General features: G+C 66.6%; 20 protein-coding genes and 1 tRNA gene. 8 read left to right on the top strand and 13 right to left on the bottom strand.

Translation table 11 applies throughout. From position 1 onward, the window contains the following. Positions 1-11: 11 nt before the first annotated feature. The 4 genes from ACKY0W_RS04365 to ACKY0W_RS04350 all read right to left on the bottom strand — a co-directional run bounded on the left by ACKY0W_RS04365 (position 12) and on the right by ACKY0W_RS04350 (position 3,683). Positions 12-1,328, bottom strand: coding sequence for a flavin monoamine oxidase family protein (locus ACKY0W_RS04365; RefSeq protein WP_409436545.1), 1,317 nt, complete (start codon positions 1,326-1,328; stop codon positions 12-14). A gap of 66 nt (positions 1,329-1,394) precedes the next feature. Further along, positions 1,395-2,024 (bottom strand): TetR/AcrR family transcriptional regulator, encoded by a 630-nt coding sequence (locus tag ACKY0W_RS04360; RefSeq protein ID WP_409436544.1) that lies wholly within the window; start codon positions 2,022-2,024, stop codon positions 1,395-1,397. A gap of 28 nt (positions 2,025-2,052) precedes the next feature. Then, complete coding sequence (locus ACKY0W_RS04355) at positions 2,053-2,439, bottom strand: DoxX-like family protein (RefSeq protein ID WP_409436543.1); 387 nt, start codon at positions 2,437-2,439, stop codon at positions 2,053-2,055. 32 nt (positions 2,440-2,471) lie between these two features. Beyond that, complete coding sequence (locus tag ACKY0W_RS04350; protein ID WP_409436542.1) at positions 2,472-3,683, bottom strand: TetR/AcrR family transcriptional regulator; 1,212 nt, start codon at positions 3,681-3,683, stop codon at positions 2,472-2,474. A 117-nt stretch (positions 3,684-3,800) separates the two neighbouring features. Here ACKY0W_RS04350 and ACKY0W_RS04345 point away from each other — a divergent pair, with 117 nt between their 5' ends. From ACKY0W_RS04345 to ACKY0W_RS04335, 3 genes are read left to right on the top strand one after another with little or no spacing between them, the layout of a single operon-like run. Further along, positions 3,801-4,583, top strand: coding sequence for an enoyl-CoA hydratase (locus ACKY0W_RS04345; RefSeq protein ID WP_409436541.1), 783 nt, complete (start codon positions 3,801-3,803; stop codon positions 4,581-4,583). Continuing rightward, a complete protein-coding gene (gene fadD5, locus ACKY0W_RS04340; protein ID WP_409436540.1) occupies positions 4,580-6,109 on the top strand; it encodes a fatty-acid--CoA ligase FadD5 in 1,530 nt (509 codons plus the stop codon). The genes ACKY0W_RS04345 and fadD5 overlap by 4 nt, the downstream gene beginning before the upstream one ends. Before the next feature lie 39 nt (positions 6,110-6,148). Further along, a complete protein-coding gene (locus tag ACKY0W_RS04335) occupies positions 6,149-7,516 on the top strand; it encodes a TIGR01777 family oxidoreductase (RefSeq protein WP_409436539.1) in 1,368 nt (455 codons plus the stop codon). On the opposite strand, the gene ACKY0W_RS04330 is transcribed toward ACKY0W_RS04335, so the two are convergent. From ACKY0W_RS04330 to ACKY0W_RS04305, 6 genes are read right to left on the bottom strand one after another with little or no spacing between them, the layout of a single operon-like run. Then, a complete protein-coding gene (locus ACKY0W_RS04330; protein WP_409436538.1) occupies positions 7,506-8,852 on the bottom strand; it encodes a cryptochrome/photolyase family protein in 1,347 nt (448 codons plus the stop codon). The two genes, ACKY0W_RS04335 and ACKY0W_RS04330, sit on opposite strands and share 11 nt — an antisense overlap. A gap of 18 nt (positions 8,853-8,870) precedes the next feature. Further along, a complete protein-coding gene (locus ACKY0W_RS04325) occupies positions 8,871-10,547 on the bottom strand; it encodes a GMC oxidoreductase (protein WP_409436537.1) in 1,677 nt (558 codons plus the stop codon). Then, positions 10,544-11,005 carry a hypothetical protein gene (locus ACKY0W_RS04320; RefSeq protein WP_409436536.1) on the bottom strand — a complete coding sequence of 154 codons (462 nt, stop codon included), beginning with the start codon at positions 11,003-11,005 and terminating at the stop codon, positions 10,544-10,546. Before ACKY0W_RS04320 ends, ACKY0W_RS04325 begins: the two co-directional genes overlap by 4 nt. Positions 11,006-11,014: 9 nt before the next feature. After that, positions 11,015-11,767 carry an SDR family oxidoreductase gene (locus ACKY0W_RS04315; protein ID WP_409436535.1) on the bottom strand — a complete coding sequence of 251 codons (753 nt, stop codon included), beginning with the start codon at positions 11,765-11,767 and terminating at the stop codon, positions 11,015-11,017. Between the two features lie 27 nt (positions 11,768-11,794). Continuing rightward, the gene (locus ACKY0W_RS04310) at positions 11,795-12,841 is read right to left on the bottom strand and encodes a zinc-binding alcohol dehydrogenase family protein (RefSeq protein ID WP_409436534.1); all 1,047 of its coding nucleotides are present in this window, start codon (positions 12,839-12,841) and stop codon (positions 11,795-11,797) included. Between the two features lie 55 nt (positions 12,842-12,896). Further along, complete coding sequence (locus ACKY0W_RS04305) at positions 12,897-13,766, bottom strand: alpha/beta fold hydrolase (RefSeq protein ID WP_409436533.1); 870 nt, start codon at positions 13,764-13,766, stop codon at positions 12,897-12,899. 80 nt (positions 13,767-13,846) lie between these two features. Between ACKY0W_RS04305 and ACKY0W_RS04300 the strand changes: the two genes are divergently transcribed. Both ACKY0W_RS04300 and ACKY0W_RS04295 read left to right on the top strand, forming a co-directional pair. Further along, on the top strand, positions 13,847-14,371 hold the full coding sequence (locus tag ACKY0W_RS04300; protein ID WP_409436532.1) for a CGNR zinc finger domain-containing protein: 525 nt from the start codon (positions 13,847-13,849) through the stop codon (positions 14,369-14,371). Between the two features lie 100 nt (positions 14,372-14,471). Continuing rightward, a tRNA-Arg gene (locus ACKY0W_RS04295) sits at positions 14,472-14,547 on the top strand. 105 nt (positions 14,548-14,652) lie between these two features. On the opposite strand, the gene ACKY0W_RS04290 is transcribed toward ACKY0W_RS04295, so the two are convergent. Continuing rightward, positions 14,653-16,452, bottom strand: coding sequence for an alkaline phosphatase family protein (locus tag ACKY0W_RS04290; protein WP_409436531.1), 1,800 nt, complete (start codon positions 16,450-16,452; stop codon positions 14,653-14,655). A gap of 161 nt (positions 16,453-16,613) precedes the next feature. Next, positions 16,614-18,605, bottom strand: a complete 1,992-nt coding sequence (locus ACKY0W_RS04285) for a hypothetical protein (protein ID WP_409436530.1) — start codon at positions 18,603-18,605, stop codon at positions 16,614-16,616. 314 nt (positions 18,606-18,919) lie between these two features. On the opposite strand from ACKY0W_RS04285, the gene ACKY0W_RS04280 reads away from it, so the two are divergent. The 3 genes from ACKY0W_RS04280 (at position 18,920) to ACKY0W_RS04270 (ending at position 21,922) form a co-directional block, all read left to right on the top strand. Beyond that, complete coding sequence (locus tag ACKY0W_RS04280; protein WP_409437646.1) at positions 18,920-19,954, top strand: DUF1214 domain-containing protein; 1,035 nt, start codon at positions 18,920-18,922, stop codon at positions 19,952-19,954. 71 nt (positions 19,955-20,025) lie between these two features. Continuing rightward, positions 20,026-21,093, top strand: a complete 1,068-nt coding sequence (locus ACKY0W_RS04275) for a poly-gamma-glutamate hydrolase family protein (protein ID WP_409436529.1) — start codon at positions 20,026-20,028, stop codon at positions 21,091-21,093. A 10-nt stretch (positions 21,094-21,103) separates the two neighbouring features. Beyond that, positions 21,104-21,922, top strand: coding sequence for an LLM class F420-dependent oxidoreductase (locus ACKY0W_RS04270; RefSeq protein ID WP_409436528.1), 819 nt, complete (start codon positions 21,104-21,106; stop codon positions 21,920-21,922). Here ACKY0W_RS04270 and ACKY0W_RS04265 read toward each other — a convergent pair. Next, positions 21,903-22,319 (bottom strand): hypothetical protein, encoded by a 417-nt coding sequence (locus ACKY0W_RS04265; protein WP_406756157.1) that lies wholly within the window; start codon positions 22,317-22,319, stop codon positions 21,903-21,905. The two genes, ACKY0W_RS04270 and ACKY0W_RS04265, sit on opposite strands and share 20 nt — an antisense overlap.

Here is a 22,319-nt window from a genome sequence, read left to right as displayed (position 1 = left end):
CTCGCAGAGCGTTACAGGGAATCCGACAACGCCTCGATCACCTCACGCGCCACCCGGGTTCCCGATTCGATGGCACCCTCGAGGTAACCGGCGTGGTCGCGTGCCGTCTCGGTACCCGCCCAGTGAATGTCGCCGGTCGGAGTGCACTCGATAGGCGGGATACCGTCGGTGGTCCCGGGCAGGGCCAGTGCGATGTAGCCGCCACCGACGTATTCGTCTCGGTGCCAGGACTTTTCGTGCCAGCTTTCCGGTTCCAGAACGTCGGGTCCGAGGTAGCGGGCCAGTGCACCGAGCACCGCGTTGCGCCGCTCGACGGCATCGAGGCGGTCGAGCTCGCGCGCCTCCGGTCCCCCGACGAGCACGCACAGGTGGCCGGGACCGCCCGGCGCGCCGGTGTCGAACACCGCCCGCCCGGGTTTATCCAGGACCAGGAACTCGCCGCCGGCGCGGTCTCTCCAGAACGGGCTCGGATAGACCGCCACGCCCTTGTACACCGAACCCATATAGGTATCGGACGCCAATGCGGCACGGTCGGGCGGGAGCGGCGGGTCGTAGGTGATTCGTCCGGTGAGCGGCGGCGGAACCGTCACAATGACTTTCGCGGCACGGATGTCACCCGCGGTCGTTCCGACGGTGACGCCATCACCGCTGTGCACGAGCGAGGTGACCCGGCGCCCCGGGAGCACCCGCGAACCGAGTTCGACGGCAAGGCCATCGATCAGCGAGCCGATCCCTTCGACGACCAGGGACTCCTGAGCCCCCCGGGCCGTCGCCAACATGGTTCGCAGCCCGCCCTGCTGGCGGATGCTCTGCGCCATCGCGTGAATGGAGCAGCGATCAAGGTCAGCGGTCCACGAGATGTACGCCAGCACTTCGAGCAGCCGCCGAGCGCGCCCCGGCACTCGACGCAGCCAAGCCTGCACCGTCGTGGCATTCCATCGTTGCGTCGTGGCGATACGGGACCAGACCTCGACGCCGACCAGAACCAGAAGGGTCACCAACATCGACGGCCCAGCGGCGCGTAGCCGGCGCTCCCCGTCGACCACGATGGGCAACGGCCGAGTGTGCATCGCAAACTCCGTGGCGCCCAATTCGGAAGCCAGCGCCTTGATTCGGTGGTGATCGTGGCCGATCCACTGACCGCCGAGGTCCACTCGCGACCCCAACGAACTCGTCTCGGTCATGGCCCGCCCGCCGAGCCGGTCCGCGGCCTCGAGAACGAGCACGTCGACGCCGGCCCGATGCAGATCGCGGGCAGCCGTCAATCCGGACATCCCCGCACCCACTATGGCCACCGTGGTGGCCACCGCCGCGTCGTCCGACTTCACGCCTCACAATTTAAGTCGGACAACCGACCGAGTCAAGGATTCGTACCGGTCGCCGCACGTCAGGAATCAGCCGGAGTGGCGCGGGCGGTCACCGATGGGCTGCGGGTCGGCGAATCGCACAACCATGTCGACGGCGCGGTCGAGGTCGCGCCGTGCCCGCTCGGAGTCCGGACTCGTCACGTACTGCACGATCAAGCCGTCCACCAGGGCGAGCGCGAGCCGCCCGAGGCTGTCGAAATCGACGGCGCAGCGCTCCCCCGCCGCCTGCGCGGCCTGGGCGCAGAACTGGGTGACGAGCGCGGTGTAGCGCTCATATTGCAGCTGGGCCAGACCACCCGAGCCTTCGCTGCGCACCGAGTACATGGCCAGCTCGTATTGCATGATCTGCAGGCCGGTGTCGCTTTCCACCAACGTGCTCCAGAAGTTCGTCACACCCTGCCGAAGCGCATGGGCCACTCCCCGGTCGAGCTGCAGATCGGCGCGCACCGCGTGCACAACGTCGTCCATGACCGCGGCGATCACCGCGCGCAGCAGCAGGTCCTTGGACGGAAACACATAGTGCAACGTGCCCAACGGAATCCCGGCTTCAGCGGCAACCCCGCGCAATGTCGTGCCCGCCACGCCGACGTCACGCAGTACCCGCATCGCGGCCGCGACGATCTGTCCCTCGCGCTCGGACGCCTTGACGTAGGCCATCTAGGCCACCACATTCATCAAGCCACCACTAACCGGCGCGCCACACCCGCAACGCCGCGACGATCATCGGAAGCTGCAACGGCAGGCGCGCGATCGCCCCCGCCCTCAGCCAGGGTTTGGCCCAAAGCAACCGTACCGAGTGGATATTCGCCGGGTACACCGCCACGAACAGAGCGGCCGCGGCCAGCCCGGCCCTGCGGCGGGTGCGCGGCGACAACAGCAGGGCACCGATGATCAGCTCGGCGACTCCCGACAGATAGGTGTACGTGCGGGCGCTGCCCGGCAACTCCGGCGGGACGATCGCGTCGAACGGTTGCGGGACGACGAAATGTCCTGCCCCGGCGCCCAGCAGCAGCCCGGCGAGCCCTCGCGCGGCGGTGACGGCATTGCGCTGTCCTGTCGGTGCGGCAGTCATCGCTCGATCGTAGCCAGCGTGGCGGTCTGCAGTCACCGGCCGCCGGTGCCGAAAAGTACGGCCGCCATCAAGGCATGGATCCGGGACCGCTGTTCGTCTCGATCATCAAAGTTAACCAGGCGTCCTATATCGACGACGAGAGCAAGCGCCGCGTGGACACGGAACACCGCTTCGGTGTCGCCCGCGCCGACCTGGCTCACCAGGTGAGCCCATTCGTCGACGTTCTGCCGCTGCAGACCGCGCAGTTCAACGCGGTCGGGTTCGGGCAGGTTGGCGAACTCGGCGAAATAGATGTTGATCAGCTCGGGCGCGGCGAACGCCAGCGCGGTATAGCGCTCGGCGATGCGCAGGGCCGCCTGCCGCGCACTGGTCGACTCGGCCAGGGAGTCGGTGATGGCCATCAGCACTCGGGCGCTGGCCCGATGGAAGGCGACGGCCAGCAAGGCCGCCTTGCTCGGGTAGTAGCGATAGGCGCTGGAGCCGTTCAGTCCGGCCGCGGTGCCGATCTCCTCGATGCTGACTTCGTAGAAGCCGCGCTGGCCGAACATGCGGATCGCCTCGGCGAGCAGCCGTTCACGCTTGGATGTGCTGGGCAGCCCCCGCTCCGGCCGTCGGGGCGCGGGACCCGACGGCGCCGGGGGCAGCTCGACGGTGAGCACCGACCAGCACAGCTCCGCCAGCAGCTCCGCAAGTGCGGCGACCGGCAGTCGGGTTCGGTGCGCGGAGATGCTGCCGATCACGCTCAGGGCGGCGGCGGCCAGGATCGCGGTGTCGGCCTGGGGAAGTTCTGGGCGCAGCGCCGCCAATGGTTCGGCGATCGCGGCGTTGAGCGCGTCATAACCGGCCCGGATGTCCTTGCGATCCGGCAACTGCAGGTAGCGCCGTTCCCACCGGTAGAACGCGCCCTCACGTCGCGTCCCGATCGTGGTCTCGATCAGCGCGGCGGTGATCGCGCGCAACCGCTCCGGCGCCGGCCGGCTCGGATCGTCGGCGGATCGCGCGGCGGTCACCAGCACCCCCGCCGTGTACTGGGCGGTCGCGACCAGCAGCGCGTACTTGTTGGCGAAGTGCCGATACAGCGCAGGTCCGGAGATACCGACCTCGGCGGCGATCTCGTCGACCCCGACCGCGTGGTAGCCGCGTTCACTGAAGGCACGGGCCGCGGCGCGCACGATCTGTGCCTTGCGGTCCTTGGGGCGGCGCTGCACCGCAGTGACCGATCCCGCAGCCATGGACGCGGCCATTTTCACCCCCGTGTTGACTGTTGGACCCGACGCCCATACGTTAACCACAATTTACGTTTTCATCCACGGAGGAAGTGACGTGCTGCAATCCCGGTTCATCGAAGGGCGGGTCTGACCGTGTCCGAGAACGCCAGCTCCGCCAAACTCACCGCGACCCGCGACGGCCGGGTATTGCGGGTGACGATTACCAACCCCGCCCGGCTCAACGCGATCGACTACGCCACCATGGCTGGCCTCGGTGACGTCATCGCCGGCGCGGCCGACGACCCCGGTGTGCGGGCCATCGTGATCACCGGCGAAGGCAAGGCGTTCTGCACCGGTGCCGACCTGTCGGCCACGGCCGGCGGCGTGAGCCCCGAGGAGGTGATGGACTGCGCCTCGCGGCTGGTCAACTCGGTCGCGCAGACCCCGGTGCCGGTGATCGCGCGTATCAACGGTCCGGCCGCCGGCGTCGGCGTAGGTCTTGCGCTGGCCGCGGATCTGATCTACGCCGCCGAGAGCGCCTACTTCCTGCTCTCGTTCACCAACATCGGCCTGATGCCCGACGGCGGCACCACCGCCCTGGTCGCGGCGGCAGCCGGACGGGCCGTGGCCAACGAGATGGCCCTGCTCGGGGAGCGCCTGTCGGCGACGGCCGCCCGCCATGCCGGGCTGATCAACGCGGTGCTCGGCGAGGCGGAGTTGGACGCCCGGGTGAATGAGGCCGCCGAGAAGCTGGCCCACGGACCGCGTCGCGCCATCGAATTGACCAAGCGTGCGCTCAACGCCACCAACCTCGCAGCGCTCGACGCCGCGCTGGCCCGCGAGAAGGCCGGTCAGGTGGAGTTGCTGGGCTCCCCCGACTTCTTCGAAGGCGCCGCCGCGATGCTGCAGAAGCGCAAGGCGGTGTTCGGCGAATGATCGCTCAGCCGCTGCGGTCTCGCCGCAACCACTGGATGAATCAGGTGGCGACCCACGCCGAAATGCGTCCCGACTCCGTTGCCTTCCGCTGCCGCGGCAACGACACCACCTGGCAACAACTGCACGATCGCTCGCAACGCCTGGCCGGGGCATTGTTCCGGCGCGGCATCTCCTTCGGCGATCGCGTGCTGATCGTGATGCTCAACCACACCGAATACATCGAGGCAACCTTGGCGATCAACGCCCTGGGTGCCATCGCGGTACCGGTTAACTTCCGCCTCACCGACCCCGAGATCAGCTACATCGTCACCGACAGCGGAGCCAAGGGCGTCATCACCGATCAACTGCTGGCGCCGTTGATGGAGGCCGTCCGCAAGAACACCCCGGGACTTGATGTGGCCGTGGTGCTCGGCGATGACTACGAATCGCTGATCGCCGAGCCGGGCGACCCGCACCCCGGCACGGACGTCCCAGAAGACACCCCGGCACTGATCATGTACACCTCGGGAACCACCGGAAGTCCCAAGGGCGCCATCCTGTCGCACTCGAACCTGCTGGCCCAGTCGCTGACCTGCATCCAGGCGCTGCAGATCAGCCCGGACAGCGTGTACTTCTGCGCCGCGCCGATGTTCCACATCGCGGGCCTGGGCAGCATCGCGCCCAACCTGATGCTCGGCACCAAGACGGTGATCCACCCGCTCGGCGCGTTCAACGCCACCGACACCCTGGACGCCTGGGAGCGCGAGCGCGCCACATCGGTGTTCCTGGTTCCGGCGCAGTGGCAGGTCATCTGCGCGGATCCGACTGTGCGGCAACGGGACCTGGCGCTCGAGGTGATCAGCTGGGGAGCGGCGCCGGCGTCGGACACGGTGCTGCGGGCCATGGCGGAGACCTTCCCGGACGCGCTCAACGTCGCGGTGTTCGGACAGACCGAGATGTCACCGGTCACCTGCGTGCTCCAGGGCAAGGACGCGATCCGCAAACTCGGGTCGGTGGGCAAGGTGATCCCGACTATCTCGGCACGGGTCGTCGACGAGAACATGAACGACGTGGCGCCCGGTGAGATCGGCGAGATCGTCTACCGCGGGCCCACCATGATGCAGGGCTACTGGAACAAGCCCGAGGCGACCGCCGAAGCGTTCGCCGGCGACTGGTTCCACTCCGGGGATCTGGTCCGCGTCGACGACGAGGGCTTCGTCTACGTCGTCGACCGCAAGAAGGACATGATCATCTCCGGCGGCGAGAACATCTACTGCGCCGAGGTGGAGAACGTACTGTTCGAGCACCCACTGATTCAGGAGGCCGCCGTGATCGGGCGTGCCCACGACAAGTGGGGCGAAGTCCCCGTGGCCATCGTTGCCGTGGTCGACGGCGAAGCACCGATGACGCTGGAGGACCTCGAGCCCTTCCTCAACGACCGCCTGGCCCGCTACAAGCACCCGAAGGAACTGGTGCTGATCGACGCATTGCCCCGCAATGCCAGCGGCAAGGTGGTCAAACCGCAGCTGCGCAAGCGGTACGGCTAGCAGCGGCGGCGGACCGCTCGATCCGGGTAGCGTCGTGACATGAGCCTGGTCTACTCCAGCGAGCTCGAGGCACCGCGTGACGAGGTCTTCTCCTGGCACGCCAGGCCGGGGGCCTTCACCCGGCTGAGCCCGCCGTGGCAGGCGATGCGCTTGCGACGCGAAGCCGACTCGCTGCGCGACGGCATCGCCGAGCTCGCCCTTCCGGGTGGGCTGCGCTGGGTGGCCGAACACCAGGCGAGCGGCTATGACCCGCCCCGGCAATTCGCCGACGAACTCGGCAGCGGCGGCCTGGCGTCACTGCCGGCGAGGTGGGTGATGAAGTGGCGACACATCCACGAGTTCGACGATCTCGGCGACGGCCGGACGCTGATGACCGACCGGGTCGACACCCCGGTTCCCGGGGCGCTGCTGCGGCCGATGTTCGTCTATCGGCATCGCCAGCTCGCCGATGACCTCGCGGCGCACCAGCGCGCCAAAGCCCATGGCCTACAGCCTCTTACGGTGGCAGTCAGCGGCGCATCCGGGCTGGTGGGTTCGGCGCTGACGGCATTCTTGAGCACCGGCGGTCATCGGGTGATCCGGCTGGTGCGGCACACCGCCGGCAGCCCCGACGAGCGGCAGTGGAATCCCGACGACCCAGATCGCGATCTGCTGGCCGGCATCGATGCGGTGATTCATCTGGCCGGTGCGTCGATCGCGGGACGCTTCACCGCGCAGCATCGCCGGGTGATCCGCGACAGCAGAATCGGTCCGACGCACAGACTCGCCGAGCTGGTTGCCGACACGGCCAGCGGGCCGAACGCCCTGATCTGCGCTTCGGCGGTCGGCTATTACGGCTATGACCGCGGCGACGATGTCCTCACCGAGGACAGCCAACGCGGGGACGGCTATCTGGCCGACGTCGTCGCCGACTGGGAGGACGCGCTGGCGCCGGCGGAGCAGTCCGGGACCCGCGTCGTGCGCGTTCGCACCGGCATTGTGCAGTCGCCGCGCGGCGGCACGCTGCGGCTGATGCGGCCGCTGTTCGCCGCGGGCCTGGGCGGCCGGTTGGGCAGCGGTCGACAATGGCTGCCCTGGATCGGGATCGACGACTTGATCGACATCTATCACCGAGCCCTGTGGGACACCGGACTTTCCGGACCGGTGAACGCCGTCGCTCCGCATCCGGTACGAAACAGCGACTACACCAAGACACTGGGACGCGTGCTGCGCCGGCCCACGATTCTTCCCGTCCCGGGCCTGGGGCCACGCCTGCTGCTCGGGGCCCAAGGCGCACGTGAGCTGGCCTGCGCGAGCCAGCGAGTGCTGCCGGCGCGCCTGAGCGAGGCCGAACACCCGTTCCGCGCCCCCGAACTCGAACCGCTGCTGCGGCATCTGTTGGGGCGTGCGGGCGGCGCTACGTACTGATCTGCTGATACCGCCGAAGCGCCTCGGCCCGCTCGTGACGATGGTCGACGATCGGCTCCGGGTAACCCGGCGGGTGCCCGCACCGCACCAGGTGGGCATCGGTGACATCGGCCAACTCGGAAACCCAGCGACGTATGTAGAACCCGTCGGGATCGAACTTTCGGCCCTGCAGCGTCGGGTTGAACACCCGGAAGTACGGCGACGCATCGGTACCGGTCCCCGCGCACCATTGCCAGCCATGCTGATTGTTGGCCAGATCGCCGTCGACCAATTGATCCAGAAACCAGCGGGCACCCCACTGCCAGGGCAGGTGCAGGTCCTTGACCAGGAACGAGGCCACGATCATTCGCACTCGGTTGTGCATGAATCCGGTGGCGAGCAGTTCACGCATGCCCGCGTCGACAAGGGGAAAGCCGGTGGTCCCGGCCTTCCAGCGCTCGAAGCGCCGTTGTGCCTCGGCGTCGGTATCAGTCTGGATCGCGTCGAACTCGGTGTTCCAGTTCTCCCAGGCACTGCGTGGCCAGTGGTGCAGTACCGCGGCGTAGAAGTCCCGGAAGGCCAACTGTCGCAGGTACGCTGCGGGGCCTGGGCGGTGCGGGTCGAGGTCGGCGGCCATGGTGCGCGGGTGGATGTTGCCGAACTTCAGGTAGGCCGACATCCGACTAGCCCCGTCACGGCCGAGCAGGTCGCGGTCTTGGTCGTAGCGGTCTAACCCGCTGGCCACAAACGCTTTCCAATGCTCACGCGCGGCGGCTTCCCCGGCCGGGATATCGGCCTGCCCGCCGAAGTCGGGGATTTCCACCGGTTGCGCACCCTTGCCGGACAGCTCCGTGGGATCGATCCAGTGCGCCGATTCGGAGCGTGACAGCGCCGGACGGCGCCAGCCATGCTCGCGCCACCGCCGATAGAACGGCGTGAAGACCCGATACGGGGTGCCGTCGTCTTTCACGACCCGGCCCGGCGAGATCAGGTAGGGCGATCCGGTAGCCACCAAAGGGATCTCGCCGAGTGCGGCTTGGACCTGCTGGTCACGACGGCGCCCGAACGGTGCGAAATCCTCCGAGACGTGCACGGCCGTCGCCGAGATCTCGGCGGCGAGCTGTGGGATCCTCTGTTGCGGGAGCCCGCGGGTGATCAGCAGCCGGCCGCCGAGGTCATCACGCAGCTGGCGCAGACTTGCCCCGAGGAACTGCAGTCGGCGTTGCCCCGATGAGGCCTCCAGCCGTGGGTCCAGCACGAAACAACACAGCACCTCGGGGTCGTCGGCGACCGCGGCCGCCAGGGCCGGCAGATCACCTACCCGCAGGTCGCGGCGATACCACTGCAGGACCGGCATTAGGCGAGGCCTGAGCCCTCAGGCCGGCGACAGCGGCAACCGCAGCGCGCCGGGGGAACCGTCGGGCACGGTCGGGTGGTGCGGCGCGATCGGCGCGATGCGCCGATACGGCTGCCCCAGCGGCGGACGGGAATCGAGCTCACCGTTGTTGGGCCACAACGCCATCGCCCGTTCGGCCTGCGCGGTGATGGTGAACGACGGGTTGACACCCAGGTTGGCGGTGATCGCCGAACCGTCGACCACGTGGACGCCGGGATGCCCGTAGGCGCGCTGATAGGGGTCGATGACCCCGGTTTCCGCGGATTCACCGATCGGGCAGCCGCCGATGAAGTGCGCCGTCAACGGGATGTTGAGTGCGTCCAGGTAGGTGCCGCCGGCCATCCCGCCGACCTTGTCCGCCATTCGGCGCGCCACGTCGTGGGCGGTCGGGATCCAGTCCGGATTAGGCTCGCCCACACCCTGTTTCGCCGTCATGCGAGTGCCGAACAGGCCTCGCTTGCGGTAGGTGGTCAGCGAGTTGTCCAGGGACTGCATCACCAGCACGATGATCGAGTGCGAGGACGCGTTGCGGGGGAACATGCTGTGCAGCATCATCGCCGGGTGGCGTGCGATGGTCAGCATCAGCCGGGCGAAGCGCCACGGCCCGCCGTCGATCAGATGGGTGCCCATCATCGACAACAGGTTGGATCCCTTGCCGTAACGGCACACCTCGACATGGGTGTTGGCCTCCGGGTGGATCGACGAAGTGATCGCCACTCCTTGGGCGAAGTCGTCACGATCGGGCGCGAACACCACCGGCACCTCTTCGGAATTGGTGCGGGTCAGCTCACCCAGGCGCGGCGAGAGATGCGGCAGTGATCCGGTGTCGCGCAGCTGGTGCAGCAACCGCTGGGTGCCCAGCGAGGCCGCGGCGAACACCACCTGGCCCGCGGTGAAGTCCCGCTTGCGCTTGCGCACCCACCGGCCGGTGCGCACGGTGCTGACCACATAGCCGTCGCCGTCGGGCCGCACATCGGTGACCATCGTCATCGGATGGATCTGAGCGCCGGCGTGCTCGGCCAGATACAGGTAATTGGTCTCGGTGGTGTTCTTCGCGTTGTGCGGGCAACCGGTGAAACACTGCGCGCAGCCGATGCAGCCGGCGCGGTCGGGGCCTGCCCCGCCGAAGAACGGATCGGCGACGGTCTTGCCTGGCTCGTCACCGAAGAAGACTCCGACGTTGGTCGGGTGGTAGGTGTCCTCGACCCCCAGATCGCGGGCCACCGCCAGCAACACCTCATCTGCTGGAGTGGTGTGCGGGGTGGGCGTCACCCCCAGCATCCGGCGGGCCTGTTCGTAATACGGCGCCAGCTCGGACTTCCAGTCGGTGATGTGCGCCCACTGCGGGTCGCTGTAAAACCGTTCCAACGGCTCGTAGAGCGTGTTGCCGTAGATCAACGACCCGCCACCGACGCCAACGGCGCTGGCGATGAACGTCTTACCCAACACGGTCAGCCGTTGCGGGCCGAAGCAGCCGAGTTTCGGTGCCCACATTGCCTTGCGAACGTGCCAGTTGTTGGGCGGGAAATCGGTGGGGGTCCAGCGCCGGCCCATGTCCAACACGCCGACGCGATAACCCTTCTCGGTCAGGCGCAGCGCCGCCACGCTGCCGCCGAATCCCGATCCGATCACCACCACGTCGTAGTCGTAGGTCACGTGTGGTCCTCGGTGGCGCGGCTGCGTGTGGGGATGAGCAGGGTCAGCGACAACACCAGCAGCAGGCTGAGGCTGACGACGTTCAGCACCGCATCACGCGGGCCGTACATGTGCAGCATGCCGACGTGGTAAATCAGGTGCAGCACATTGAAGACCGACCAGCTGACCCCCGTGATCACGACGACGGGCCGGTTGCGCAGGTAGTACAGCGCCAGGGCGCTGAGCACCGCGAGCCCGGAGAACAAGGAGCCGACGTCTTTCACGAAATGCTCGTTGTACGGGCCGAGCACCGGCAACCAGTGCATGCCCATGCCGGGGAATGTGCTGTACCAGTTCAGCGGAGCGAAGTATGCCCACACTCCGAGGGTGACGCCGGCGATCGTCAACAAGATGAGGCATACGCGATGCACGTTGGGGTTCATGCTCGGTTGACGACGCAGCGGGCGCGTTTGTGACATCCGGTTTCCTTACCTGTTGTCCGGTGTGAGCGCGGCCAGCCACTCGGCATAGGTTTGGTGGCCGCGGGGCCCGGGCTGGGTCGGCAGCAGCGCGCCGTTTGCCATGCCCTTCCCAGCCGCACCGGGAATCCGCAGTCCGATGACCGGCCGGCGCTGCCCACGCCGCCGGATCAGTTGCCGAACCATGTCGACGACCGATTCCACGCGGGGGCCTGCTAGTTCGGGTGCCATCTGCTGGGGTTCGCCGGTGACCAGGCCGCACAGGTGAGCGGCGACTTCGGTGACCGCGATCGGTTGCGACTGCATTTTCGGTACCAGGGCGATCGGCCCGGGCACCTGCGCAAGGACTTGGTCGGCGAATTCGTGAAACTGGGCGGCCCGCAGAATCGTCCACGGGACGGCGCCGGCCTTCACCACTTCCTCTTGCCGCAGCTTGCCTTGGTAGTAGCCGCTGGTTGCTCGGTCAATGCCGATGATCGACAGCGTGACGTGGTGGCGAACTCCGTTGCGCTGCGCGGCGGCCAGCAGATTGGTGGTGGCTGCGCCGAAGGAGGCCTGTGCCTTCTTTGCGTTCATGGTCGCGAAGTCGGAGACGTCGATGACGGCCTCGACGCCGTCGAGCGCGGCATCGATGCCGGTGTTCTGGATCAGGTCCACCCCGTGGGCGCGGGCCAGGATCACTGGGTGGTGGCCCTGGCTGTGGAGATGCTCGACCACTTTGCGTCCGGTCTTGCCGGTACCGCCGGCAACCGCGATCTTCATGGGTGCATCCTTCTACGTGCCTGGATGTCAGTCGACCAATACCACCATTTTGCCTCCGGCCTCCCCGGATTCCATGACGCGATGCGCTTCGCGGATCTGGTCGAAGGAGAAGACATGGGACGGTGCGGCTTGCAGGCGTCCGTCGCGCACTTTGTCGGCGATGTCCTGCAGCGGGACATCCGCTAGCGCGAACCCGGGAGTGCCGAACACGAAGCTGCCGAAGAAGCTGAGGTTGACACCGCTGGGCATCTGCAACAGCGGGTTGAAATCGACGATCGGATCCAGTCCGCCGAGCCAGCCCGCCAAGCACGCCGTACCGCCCCGGCGCAGGATGGTCAGGGAGTCGAGGATCGTGCTGTTGCCCACCAGGTCGAGAACGGCGTCGACGTGCTTGGCCTCGGCGAGGTGCGCACTCAGATCGGGAATCTCCAGTTCGGCACGTTCGACGCCGAGCGAGGTCAGCAAGCCGAACCGTTCCCGGTTGCGGGTGGTGGCGATCACCCGCGCACCGGCCTCCACGGCCAGCTTCACGGCCGCCTGCCCGAAAGACGATGTCGCCCCGCGGATCACGATGGTCTGCCCGGCGGTCAGGTCGAGGTTGCGAAACAGACAGGTCCATGCGGTGGCGTAGGTTTCCGGCAGCGCGGCCAGCTGATCCCACGGCAGATCCGTCTCGATCAGCGCGACGTTCTCGGCCCGCACCCGGGTGAATTGGGCGTAGCTGCCGTTGATGGTGCGGCCGAGCCCGCCCATCAGCGCAGCGACTTTGGCTCCGACCGGGAATTCTCCGCCCGGGCAGGCATCGACAATGCCGACACATTCGATACCACTGACTTCGGCGGCCTCGGCCCACTCGCCCCGACGCATGTGCATTTCGGCGTGATTGATGCCGAATCCCTTGACCCTGATCACGACCTCGCCGGGCTTCGGCAGCGGCTTGGGGAGGTCGGTGTAGGTCAACGCGTCCAGGCCGCCGAATCCGTCGAGAATGATCGCCCGCATGGTCGGGCCGCCTGGCACTTCGCGCACCACTGCGGGCGAGGTCGGGACAGCCGGCGTCTGCGTTGCGTCCATTGGTGTCATCTCCTGGTGAATATTGTTGGTGTATTGGATTTTTCGAGGACAGCTGTCACTGTCCGGTGCGGCGCAGGAAGTTTTTGATCAGTTCGGCGACTTCGTCGGCGGCGGTCTCCAGCAAGAAGTGACCGCCATCGAGCAGATGGATTTCGGCATTGTGCGCGTCCCGGTCGAACGCCCGGGCGCCCGCCGGCCCAAAGATCGGGTCCCCTTGTCCCCAAACGGCCAGCACCGGAACTCCGCTGGTGCGCAGGTACTCGTGAAGAGCGGGGTACATCGGCGAATTGGTGGCGTAGTCCCGGAACAACTTGAACTGAATCTCGTCATTGCCCGGGCGACCCAGCAGCGCCGCGTCCAGGGTCCAGGTATCCGGGCTGACCAGCGACTCGTCCGGCGCACCGGTCAGGTACTGCCATTTGATCGACTCGACATCCAGCGCCGTGCGGATGGCCGCCTCCGTCGCCGCCGTCTGCTCACCTTGGTAGTCCCAGACGGTTTTCCAGAAGGTCTCGACGAAGCCCTCGTCGTAGCCGTTGCCGCTCTGCGTGATGATCGCGCTGATGGATTCGGGTCGGTCCAGTGCCAGCCGCCACCCGATCGGCGCCCCGTAATCCTGGACATAGATCGCGTAACGCTGGAGCCCGAGGTGATCCAACAGCCCCCGGGTGAGCTCCGTCAGATTGTCGAAGGTGTAGTCGAACTCGGTCACCAGCGGCATATCGGAGTACCCGAAGCCCAGGTGGTCGGGGGCGATCACGTGATAGTCGTCCGCCAGGCGGGTGATGAGATCCCGGAACATGTACGAGCTCGTCGGAAAGCCGTGCAGCAGCACGATCGCGGGCGCGCCGGCGCTTCCCGCCTCGCGGTAGAACAAGCGCCGCCCGGCGATGGTGGCGTACTGGTGTCTGACAGAAGGAACCATAGCTAACCCCTTAACTAGTTTTTGATAGTTAGGAGTCAAGCACTCGTGGTGTAACCTGTCAATAGCATTTTGGAGGTTATATGGAAATTGTTGCAACGGGGCCCGCCGACGAGGCCCTGCTGCTGGACCTGCTCAACACCACCCCGGTCATGGATGGCGTGCCACACGATGAGCTCGAAGATCCGGCCGCGGCACGGGCCTGGCTGTCTGCGCACGGCCTCGACCCCGCATATGAGCAGCTGCAGGAGTTGGTCGACGCGCGGACCGCATTGCAGTCGGTGGTGCGCGGCGAACTGGCCCCGCAGGCGTTGCAGCCTTTCCTCGAGGGCGTTGAACTATCCCCCGTCATGTCTGACGACGGCATCTCCTGGACGTTGTCTACGCGCGATTCCTCCCGCGGCGCCGCGCAGGCGATACTCGCGTGGGACGCACTACGCATCTCCAGCCCCGGACGGCTGCGCCCCTGCGCCAATTCCGACTGCCAGCTGTTCCTGATCGATCGCAGCAAACCCAACACCGCCCGGTGGTGCTCGATGGCCATCTGCGGCAACCGCATGAAAGCGCGCCGGCATTACCAGCGAAGCAAGACCACGACCGGCGAGTGACCTCCGGAGGAAAGTCGCGAGCCCAATACCTATAACGCGGACTCGCCGACTACGATGAGCTGTCCCTATGGGTTCCCGTACCTACATAGCCAGGTCCCGCGCCCCCGTAGCTCAGGGGATAGAGCACGGCTCTCCTAAAGCCGGTGTCGCAGGTTCGAATCCTGCCGGGGGCACCAAGTGTGTGTATGACTTCGGGTGAGGCTTGACAGCGGCTTCGGTTGATCCTTGACACTCCCTAGATGAGGGAGTTGAGCGTGGTCATAAGTGCCGGCGCGCGACCGCTACTTCCAGAAGGCGTTCATGGGCTGGGCGTACATGTCGTTGTCAGTGAGCGGGGCCAGAGTTCCTGGCGAGGCGCGCAAGGCATCTTCAATAGTGGCCATCAGGCTGTACTCGTTGTAGTAGTCGTCCGTGGTGAAGTTGCCGGACTGCATACCGCTGGCCACCGCGCCCGCGCTCGGAATGACGATCATCGGAACGTGATTGCCTTCGTTGCCGAAGCCCAGGGACAAATTGTTGTTGTCCTCGTCGGTGGTGATGATGATGACGTCCCGCTCGTTCGGATCGGTCCAGGTATTCGAGTTCTCAACGGTGGAGACCTCTTGCTGGACGTACTGATCGCCGGCCGCGACGTTGTACTGATGGTCCGTCAACTGGGTGGCGATGAACTGGAGAATGCCACTGAGACTGTCGACCGGTCCTTCCATGTTGTTGTCCTCGTTGGCGGCGATCCAGGTGAATCCCGGGAAGGTGCTCGGGTCGGCGAGGTTGGTGGCCAACTGGGTCAGCGGCAGCAGGTGCTCCTGCAGGTAGTCGGGGGTGTTGCCGTAGACGTAACTGAATTGGGTAAAGGGCAGTTCGTCGGCGGAGTAGTCGCCCGATGACACGATGGCGCCCGCGGACGGCATGCTCTGCGCGTAGCCGGCCCAGGTGATGCCCGCCTGATCCATTTCCTGCATGAGGCTCGGGGCGTTGATGGAGTTCGGGGCAGAGTTGTAGTCGATGCCGAAGTCCGAGCCGCCCAGGATCCGGAAGTAGTTCGGGTCGCTGGGGTGGCTGAGCGCGTAATAGTTGTCCGCATAGCCGTAGGTGTTGATCAGGCTGTTGAGGTAGGGCGCGTTCGGGCTGCCGACGATGTCGTCGGTGCCCTTGTTCTCCATGTAGATCACGAACACGTGGTCCAGTTGGCCGACGTCGGACGTCGGCGTGGACAGCGCCGCCGGGACGAGGTTGGGATCGCCGACGGTGAACGACTCGTTGTCGGCGTAGGCGCCGTTGTAGTCACCGAGGTACTGGTTTTCGTCGGTGAAGGTCGTCGTCACCTTCGCCGAAACAGCGCCGTCGGGGACCGTCCCGGTGATCTCGCGTTCCTCAAACCCGGTGAAACCCCAGCGATCCCACACCGTGACGGGATTGAGCGAGCCGGTGCCCACCACGTTCCCGTTGGCATCGAGGAAGCTGACCTGTACGGAGGCATAGGACGGGTTCCACGTTTGGCCACCGAGATCCGCACTGAGCGCGTACGGCGTTCCGGCCGCGCCGATGACGTCGACGGTTTGACTGATGGTGGACGTGCCCACCGGTCCGCCGCCGGCGAAATTGTCGCCGCCGCCCGGCGGCGCGTCCTGCGGAAAGCCGAACAACCCCGACACCGTCGGCAACGGAAACGACAGCGGGGACGGATACCCGACGGGGGTGCCGTAGCCGATCACGGTCGGGGTGCCGGTCTCGGTCCAGCCCGGTATGGTCACCCCGCTGTAGCCCGACCCGGAGGGATCGGCTGTTTCGAAGCCGGGGTTGACCAGCAAGTTCTGGCTCATGAGCTGCGTGTCGGCGCTCAGTGTGGCAAGCGGATCGAGGCTGCCCAGCCAGCCGACGAGCTCGGTGTCCAGCTGCGGACCCAACACGGCACTGACCGAGTCCTGTTCCAAGAAACCGGTGATCGAATTGAGGACCTGGTCGATGATGACGTCGAACTCGTCGGCATGGGCTTCGGGGGTGGACGCCAGCCCCAGTCCCACTGCCACAAAGGCGCCGACCGTGCCCGTCATCCCCATCGCACGCCGACGGTGGCGTGCCATCCCCTTGCGGGCAGTTGCGTCTTGCACCCTGAGACGTCGACGAGTCATGGCCTAACCCTCCGCAGGCATAGGCAATAAAGTGGCTTAAGTTTCCAAGCGGCGAAGCCGGCGAGTGGCCGAAAAGACTCGATACACAGCACTCTGACAGCGCTGCTACACGATCAGCCCCCGAACAAGTCGTTCAGGTCGAAGCTCGGCGTATTGGCGATCAGGTCGGACATGTTCGCCCACTGCTGGGCCGCCTGGGCACTCAGTTCGGTCGGCCAGTCGTTGTTGCCGCTCAAGATCGCCGTCGCGAAGTCGTCGCGGGCGTTGAGCAGCCCGGCCAGGATGCTGGTGTTCGGGTTGAACAGCGCGTCGTTGATGGCCGGGATCAGCATCTGCGGCATCAACACCGACATCGCGGTCTGGGCCAGCGCCAGCGTGATCGGCATGGTGATGTCGTTGCTCAGCACCGGCAAGGCGTTCCACACCGAGGTCAGGCTTTCCATCGGGTGGTCCAAGACGCTGCGCAGGACGGCATCCCAGTCCGGGCTCAGCGCGTCGGTGAATCGCAGCTCGATCGGGGTGAAGGGCTGACTGCCGAACACCGACTCGAAGTTATCCCTGCCCATCAGGGCCGACAGCGCGTTGAGCTCCAGATGCTGCAGCACCCAGGCCGGTTGGGCGTGGATCCGCGACATATCCAGGCCGTAGCCGTAGGAGAACACCCGCCGGGCCATGTCGGCGGCGAACTCCTCAGGGCTGACGGTGGGGGTGTCGCTGGGCAGGTACTGGGCGATGTCGTCAATCGACACCACCTGAGCGGTCACCCCCTGACCGATCGCGGCGTCGCGGTCGTCGACGTTCTCGAAGCGCGCGAAGATCTCACCTCGCGTCAGACCGCCGGTGTCGAGCCAGTTGGCCACGCCCGGATTCGTCGCGCTGACAACGTAATAGGTGTAGCCGTCGTCGGCGTAGTAGGTCTGGGTGTGGTTGAGGGTGGTCTGGGCCATGACGTAGGGCAGCGCGCCACCGTAGACGTTCATCAACTCGATGCCGCTGTAGGCAGCGTCGATGGTCGGCACCTTCAGGATCAGTGCCTCACCGGGATCCAGGTCGAAATTGCCGCCGGTGACGACCGCGGACTCCAGACCGACGCCATAGCTGGTCTCCGGCGCCAACGTCATCATGGTGTTGGCGGGCACCTCCATGCCCACCGATGCCCCGCCTTCGATGCTGCGCTGATTGAACGGGACGACGATCTGGGCGAAGGCACCGAACAGCATGTTCAACACGTCATCGACGGAGCCGATGCTGCCCGGCCCGGATGGCGCGTCGGTTCCGCCGTCTTCGGTGGGGAAGAATCCGCCGGCCGGGATGGAGAAGAACGGCGGGCAGTCGGAGACGCACTGCAGGCTGATGCTGCCGGGACCCTTGGCCCAGTCGCCCAGCATGTCCCGGATCAGCAGGGACGCGGCGCCGCCGACGGTGGCCTCGGTGGAGTCCAGGAAGTTGACCGCGCCCGGCGGCGCTTCCGGTCCGATGTAGATGGTGAAGTTGCCGTTGGCGTCGACCACCAGGCCGTGGTTGAGTTCCAGGTCCTCGATGGTGTGGGCGGTCGCGCCGGTGACGGCCATGGTGCTGATCGACATGTGCTCGGTTCCCCCACCGAGGTTTCCGGTAAGCACGTAGGTCGCACCGGGAGCCAGCCCGGCCGTGACGTGGTAGTAGATGTCGGGGGTGAAGTAGTCGAAATACTGGCGCGAGTCGGCGACATTGCCGGCGACCACTTCGGGCGACTGGAAGAACACCCCATTGAACAGCTCGGTCACCCGCGACAATCCGGTGGTGATCAGTTGGTAATTGGTGTTCTGCAACATCCTCATCAGCGTGTCCGCGTCGCCCGGCGAGGCATAGGGCAGTGACAGGTCGTAGGCCTGCGCCTGCTTCATGGCGTCAAGCAGGGCATCGAGGGCCTGCTGATACCCCGCGGTCAACGTCACCGCGGGCGCGACGCTGCCGGCGGTGGCCATCGGGCTGCCCATCACCATCGACAGCGCGCCGCCGACCGCCACTGCGGCGGTCCCGAGTCGTCGTCCGTGGGCCGAAGAGAGCAGCCGGGACGCAACCCTCGAAGGGCGTTGCGCTTCGATGTTGCCCGTCGTGTCCACGGCCACTATTCCCCCGTCTCGTTAATCATTTTCTCTTTTTACTCACGGCTGATTTTTATTGGGACCATACGTCTGCATCGCATGACGTGCAATAGTCGTCGCGCAGATTGAGACGGCCGTGTCGCGAAACCCGTTGCCGACATCAACGGGCGTCGACCGGTAGGTTGCGCTGCATGTCCATGCGATGGCTTTCTGCGTTCGGCGCGGTGACGACGGCCCTAATCCTGAGCGGATGCGGGCTGACGGTGACCAAGACCGGCACCGACCCGGTGGCGAACCTGGCCCCGCGCAGCACCCCCAACGGCATGGTGTTGGTGTCGCCGGACAACTTCGTGCGGGCCGTCACGGACCAGGAATTCACCAATATCGTCAACGAGAACGGCTTCGGCCGGTTCTTTCACATGCGCGAAGTCACCCCGGTCGACCGGCAGCTGGTGGTGCGCTCCAACCGGGACACCTTGTATTCGGCAGCGGTGTTCGACCTGCAGGCCGGTCCGGTGACGCTGACCCTGCCCGATCCCGGCCAGCGCTACATGTCGGCGCAGGTGATCAACCAGGACGAATACGTCACCGACATGTTCTACGGCGGCGGCGAGCACGCCCTCGATCAGCAGCATGTCGGGACCCGCTATGTGGCCGTCGCGGTACGCATCCTGGCCGACCCCAACGATTCCGCCGACCTGGCCACGGCACACCGCCTGCAGGACGCGATCACGGCGCAACAAGACGACACCGGCAGCTTCGATGTGCCCCGATGGGATCCGGTCAGCCAGAAGAAGGTCAACGACGCGTTGTTGGAGCTGGCCCAGACCATCCCCGACACTCGGGGCATGTTCGGCACCGAGGCCGACACGGACCCGGTGCGGCATTTGATCGGAGCCGCTGCGGCGTGGGGCGGAAACTCCGAAAAGGAGGCGCTGTACCTCAATGTCACCCCGGCCCGCAACGACGGAAACACGGTGTACCGCCTGACCGTCAAAGACGTTCCGGTGAAGGCCTTCTGGTCGGTCACGGTCTACAACAAGAACGGTTACTTCACCGAGAACCCGCAGCAGGCGTACTCGGTCAACGACATCACCGCAGACAAAGCCGGGGACGGATCGGTGACCGTGCAGTTCGGGGGTTGTTCGGACGACAACACTGTCAATTGCCTGCCCACCACACCGGGATGGAACTACATGGTCCGGCTCTACCAGCCGGACAAGGAGATCCTGTCGGGCAAGTGGGTCTTCCCGACGGCGCAACCGGAAGACTCGGCGAGCAGCGAGACCCGCTCTCCCGCGCCGCCGCCCCCACCCTCGCCGGCACCCACCCCGACCCCGACGCCCCCACCGCGCCCGGGGCGCTGATCGCACCGCGGATCGTCACCGCGGTGGTTAGTCTGCTGAATATGGTGTCGATCTGGCTGGCGCTGGGCTGAGTGCCGGCGACGCGGCATGCCTACTTCGCGTACGGGTCCAACCTGTGCGCACAGCAGATGGCACGCCGCTGCCCCGATGCGGTGGATCCTCGCCCAGCGACGCTGACCGACCACGATTGGCTGATCAATCAGCGCGGGGTGGCGACCGTCGAGCCGTTTCCCGGATCACGTGTGCACGGCGTGCTGTGGTGGGTGTCCGACGACGACCTGGCCGCGTTGGACAGCGCCGAAGGTGTCCCGCTGCGCTACCACCGAGACCAACTGACGGTGCACACCGTCGACGGACCGTCGGTGGCGTGGGTGTACATCGACCACCGGGTGCAGCCCGGGGCGCCGCGGCCCGGCTATCTGGAACGCATCATCGGCGCGGCCATGCAGCACAAACTGCCATCGCACTGGATTGAGTTCCTGCGCCGCTGGGATCCTTCCCACTGGCCGCTGCAACAGCGGGCGAGCAGTCAGGAACCGCAATCGCTTTCGGAGCTGTTGGCGGACCCCGACGTGGTCGAGCAGAGCCGGTTGCGGTCGCGGTTCGGCTTCCTGGCCATTCACGGCGGCGGTCTGGAGCAGGTGACCGACGTGATCGCCGAACGCGCCGCTCAAGCCTCCGGCGCATCGGTGTATGTGGTGCGCCATCCCGACGGCTATCCGCACCATCTGCCGTCGACGCGGTATCGCGCCGAGGAGTCCGCGCGGCTGGCCGAATTCCTTGACCACGTCCACGTCGTGGTGTCGCTGCACGGCTACGGCCGGCTCGGACGCAGCACGCAGTTGCTGGCGGGCGGCGGCAACCGCAGTCTGGCCGCGCACGTCGCCCGATGCCTCGACCTGCCCGGCTATCAGGTGATCACCGATCTCGACGCGATGCCGGCGAAGCTACGCGGCCTGCACCCCGCGAACCCGGTCAATCAGGTACGCGGCGGCGGAACTCAGCTGGAACTCTCACCGCGGGTGCGTGGGATCAGCCCGCGCAGTCAGCCGCCGGGAGCCGACGGGCTGTCGCCGGCCACCGCGGCACTGGTGCGCGGACTGACGATCGCGGCCACAACGTGGCGGTTGGACACTTAGGAGGTAGTTGGTGGACAAGCAGTTTCGCTTCGGCGTGGGCCTGAACCCGATCAGGTCTGCGACCGCACTGGCCGAGACCGCCCGGCGGCTCGAGGGTTTCGGCTTCGATGTGCTGCACGTGCCCGACCATCTCGGCGCCCCGGCCCCCTTCCCGGTCCTGGTCGCCGCCGCCGCGGCCACCTCGACGATCCGGGTGGGCACCTACGTGCTCAACGCCTGCTTCTACAAGCCGGCACTGCTGGCCCGCGACATCGCCGACACCGACGTGCTGTCCGGCGGACGACTGGAAGTGGGCCTGGGTGCGGGCTATGTCCGCGCGGAGTTCGAGGCCGCCGAGCTGCCGTTTCCGAGCGCCGGCCGCCGCATCGACTACCTCGAGCACGTGACCAAATACGTGGCGACGCACCAGCCGCGGGTGCCCATCCTGATCGCCGGCAGTGGCGACCGGCTGCTCACGGCGGCAGCTCGCCACGCCGACATCATCGGATTGACCGGGGCACGGGTGGCCGGTGCCGACGATCCCCTGGCCGAGCGGATCGACTTCGTCCGGGCGGCCGCCGGCAACCGATTCAACGCCCTCGAACTGAACCTGGCCATCACGGCGGTGCCGACCGACGGCTCCGGGATGCCCAATCTGTCACTGACCCGCCGATTCGCGCCGACACTCTCGGACGAGGAACTGCTGGCCTCACCCGCCGTGCTGTCCGGATCGGCCAGCGACATGGCCGACACCCTGCGCGAACGCCGCCGTCGCTACGGGGTCAGCTACTTCACCGTCCAGCAGGACCACGCCGAAGCCTTCGCCGAGGTCATCGCCGCATTGCGGTGACCAACGCCCACACCGAACAGCCCAGCGCCCCCGCCACCGCCACGGCGCCGATGTAGAGCCCATATCCGGCGGCGATCGGCGCAGCGACGTTCAGCCGGTAGTACCAGAAACCCAGTGCAGCGATGAGCACAGAGTCCAGCACTGCGACAGCCGCGGCCAGCCGGGTGAAGAGTTCCCGGGCCACCATCGCGCCGGCCACCAGCAGCACGGCGGCCAACAACACGATCAGCTGGCCGACACCGAAGCGAGGCGGCAGCGCGATGGCACCGGCACTGCCGCCGATCGCACTGGCATGCCCGCCGCCGTTGGCCGATGTGGTCAGCCACGGCAGCCATGCACTGCCCGACAGAAGGGCCGCGCACAGCGCAATCAGCCAACCGGGACGCCAGCGAGTCAT

The organism is Mycobacterium sp. SMC-14, from assembly GCF_046250075.1.
GTDB lineage: Bacteria > Actinomycetota > Actinomycetes > Mycobacteriales > Mycobacteriaceae > Mycobacterium.
The sequence above is the reverse complement of the archived record's forward strand: the minus strand, read 5'-3'. Positions and strand labels throughout refer to the sequence as shown.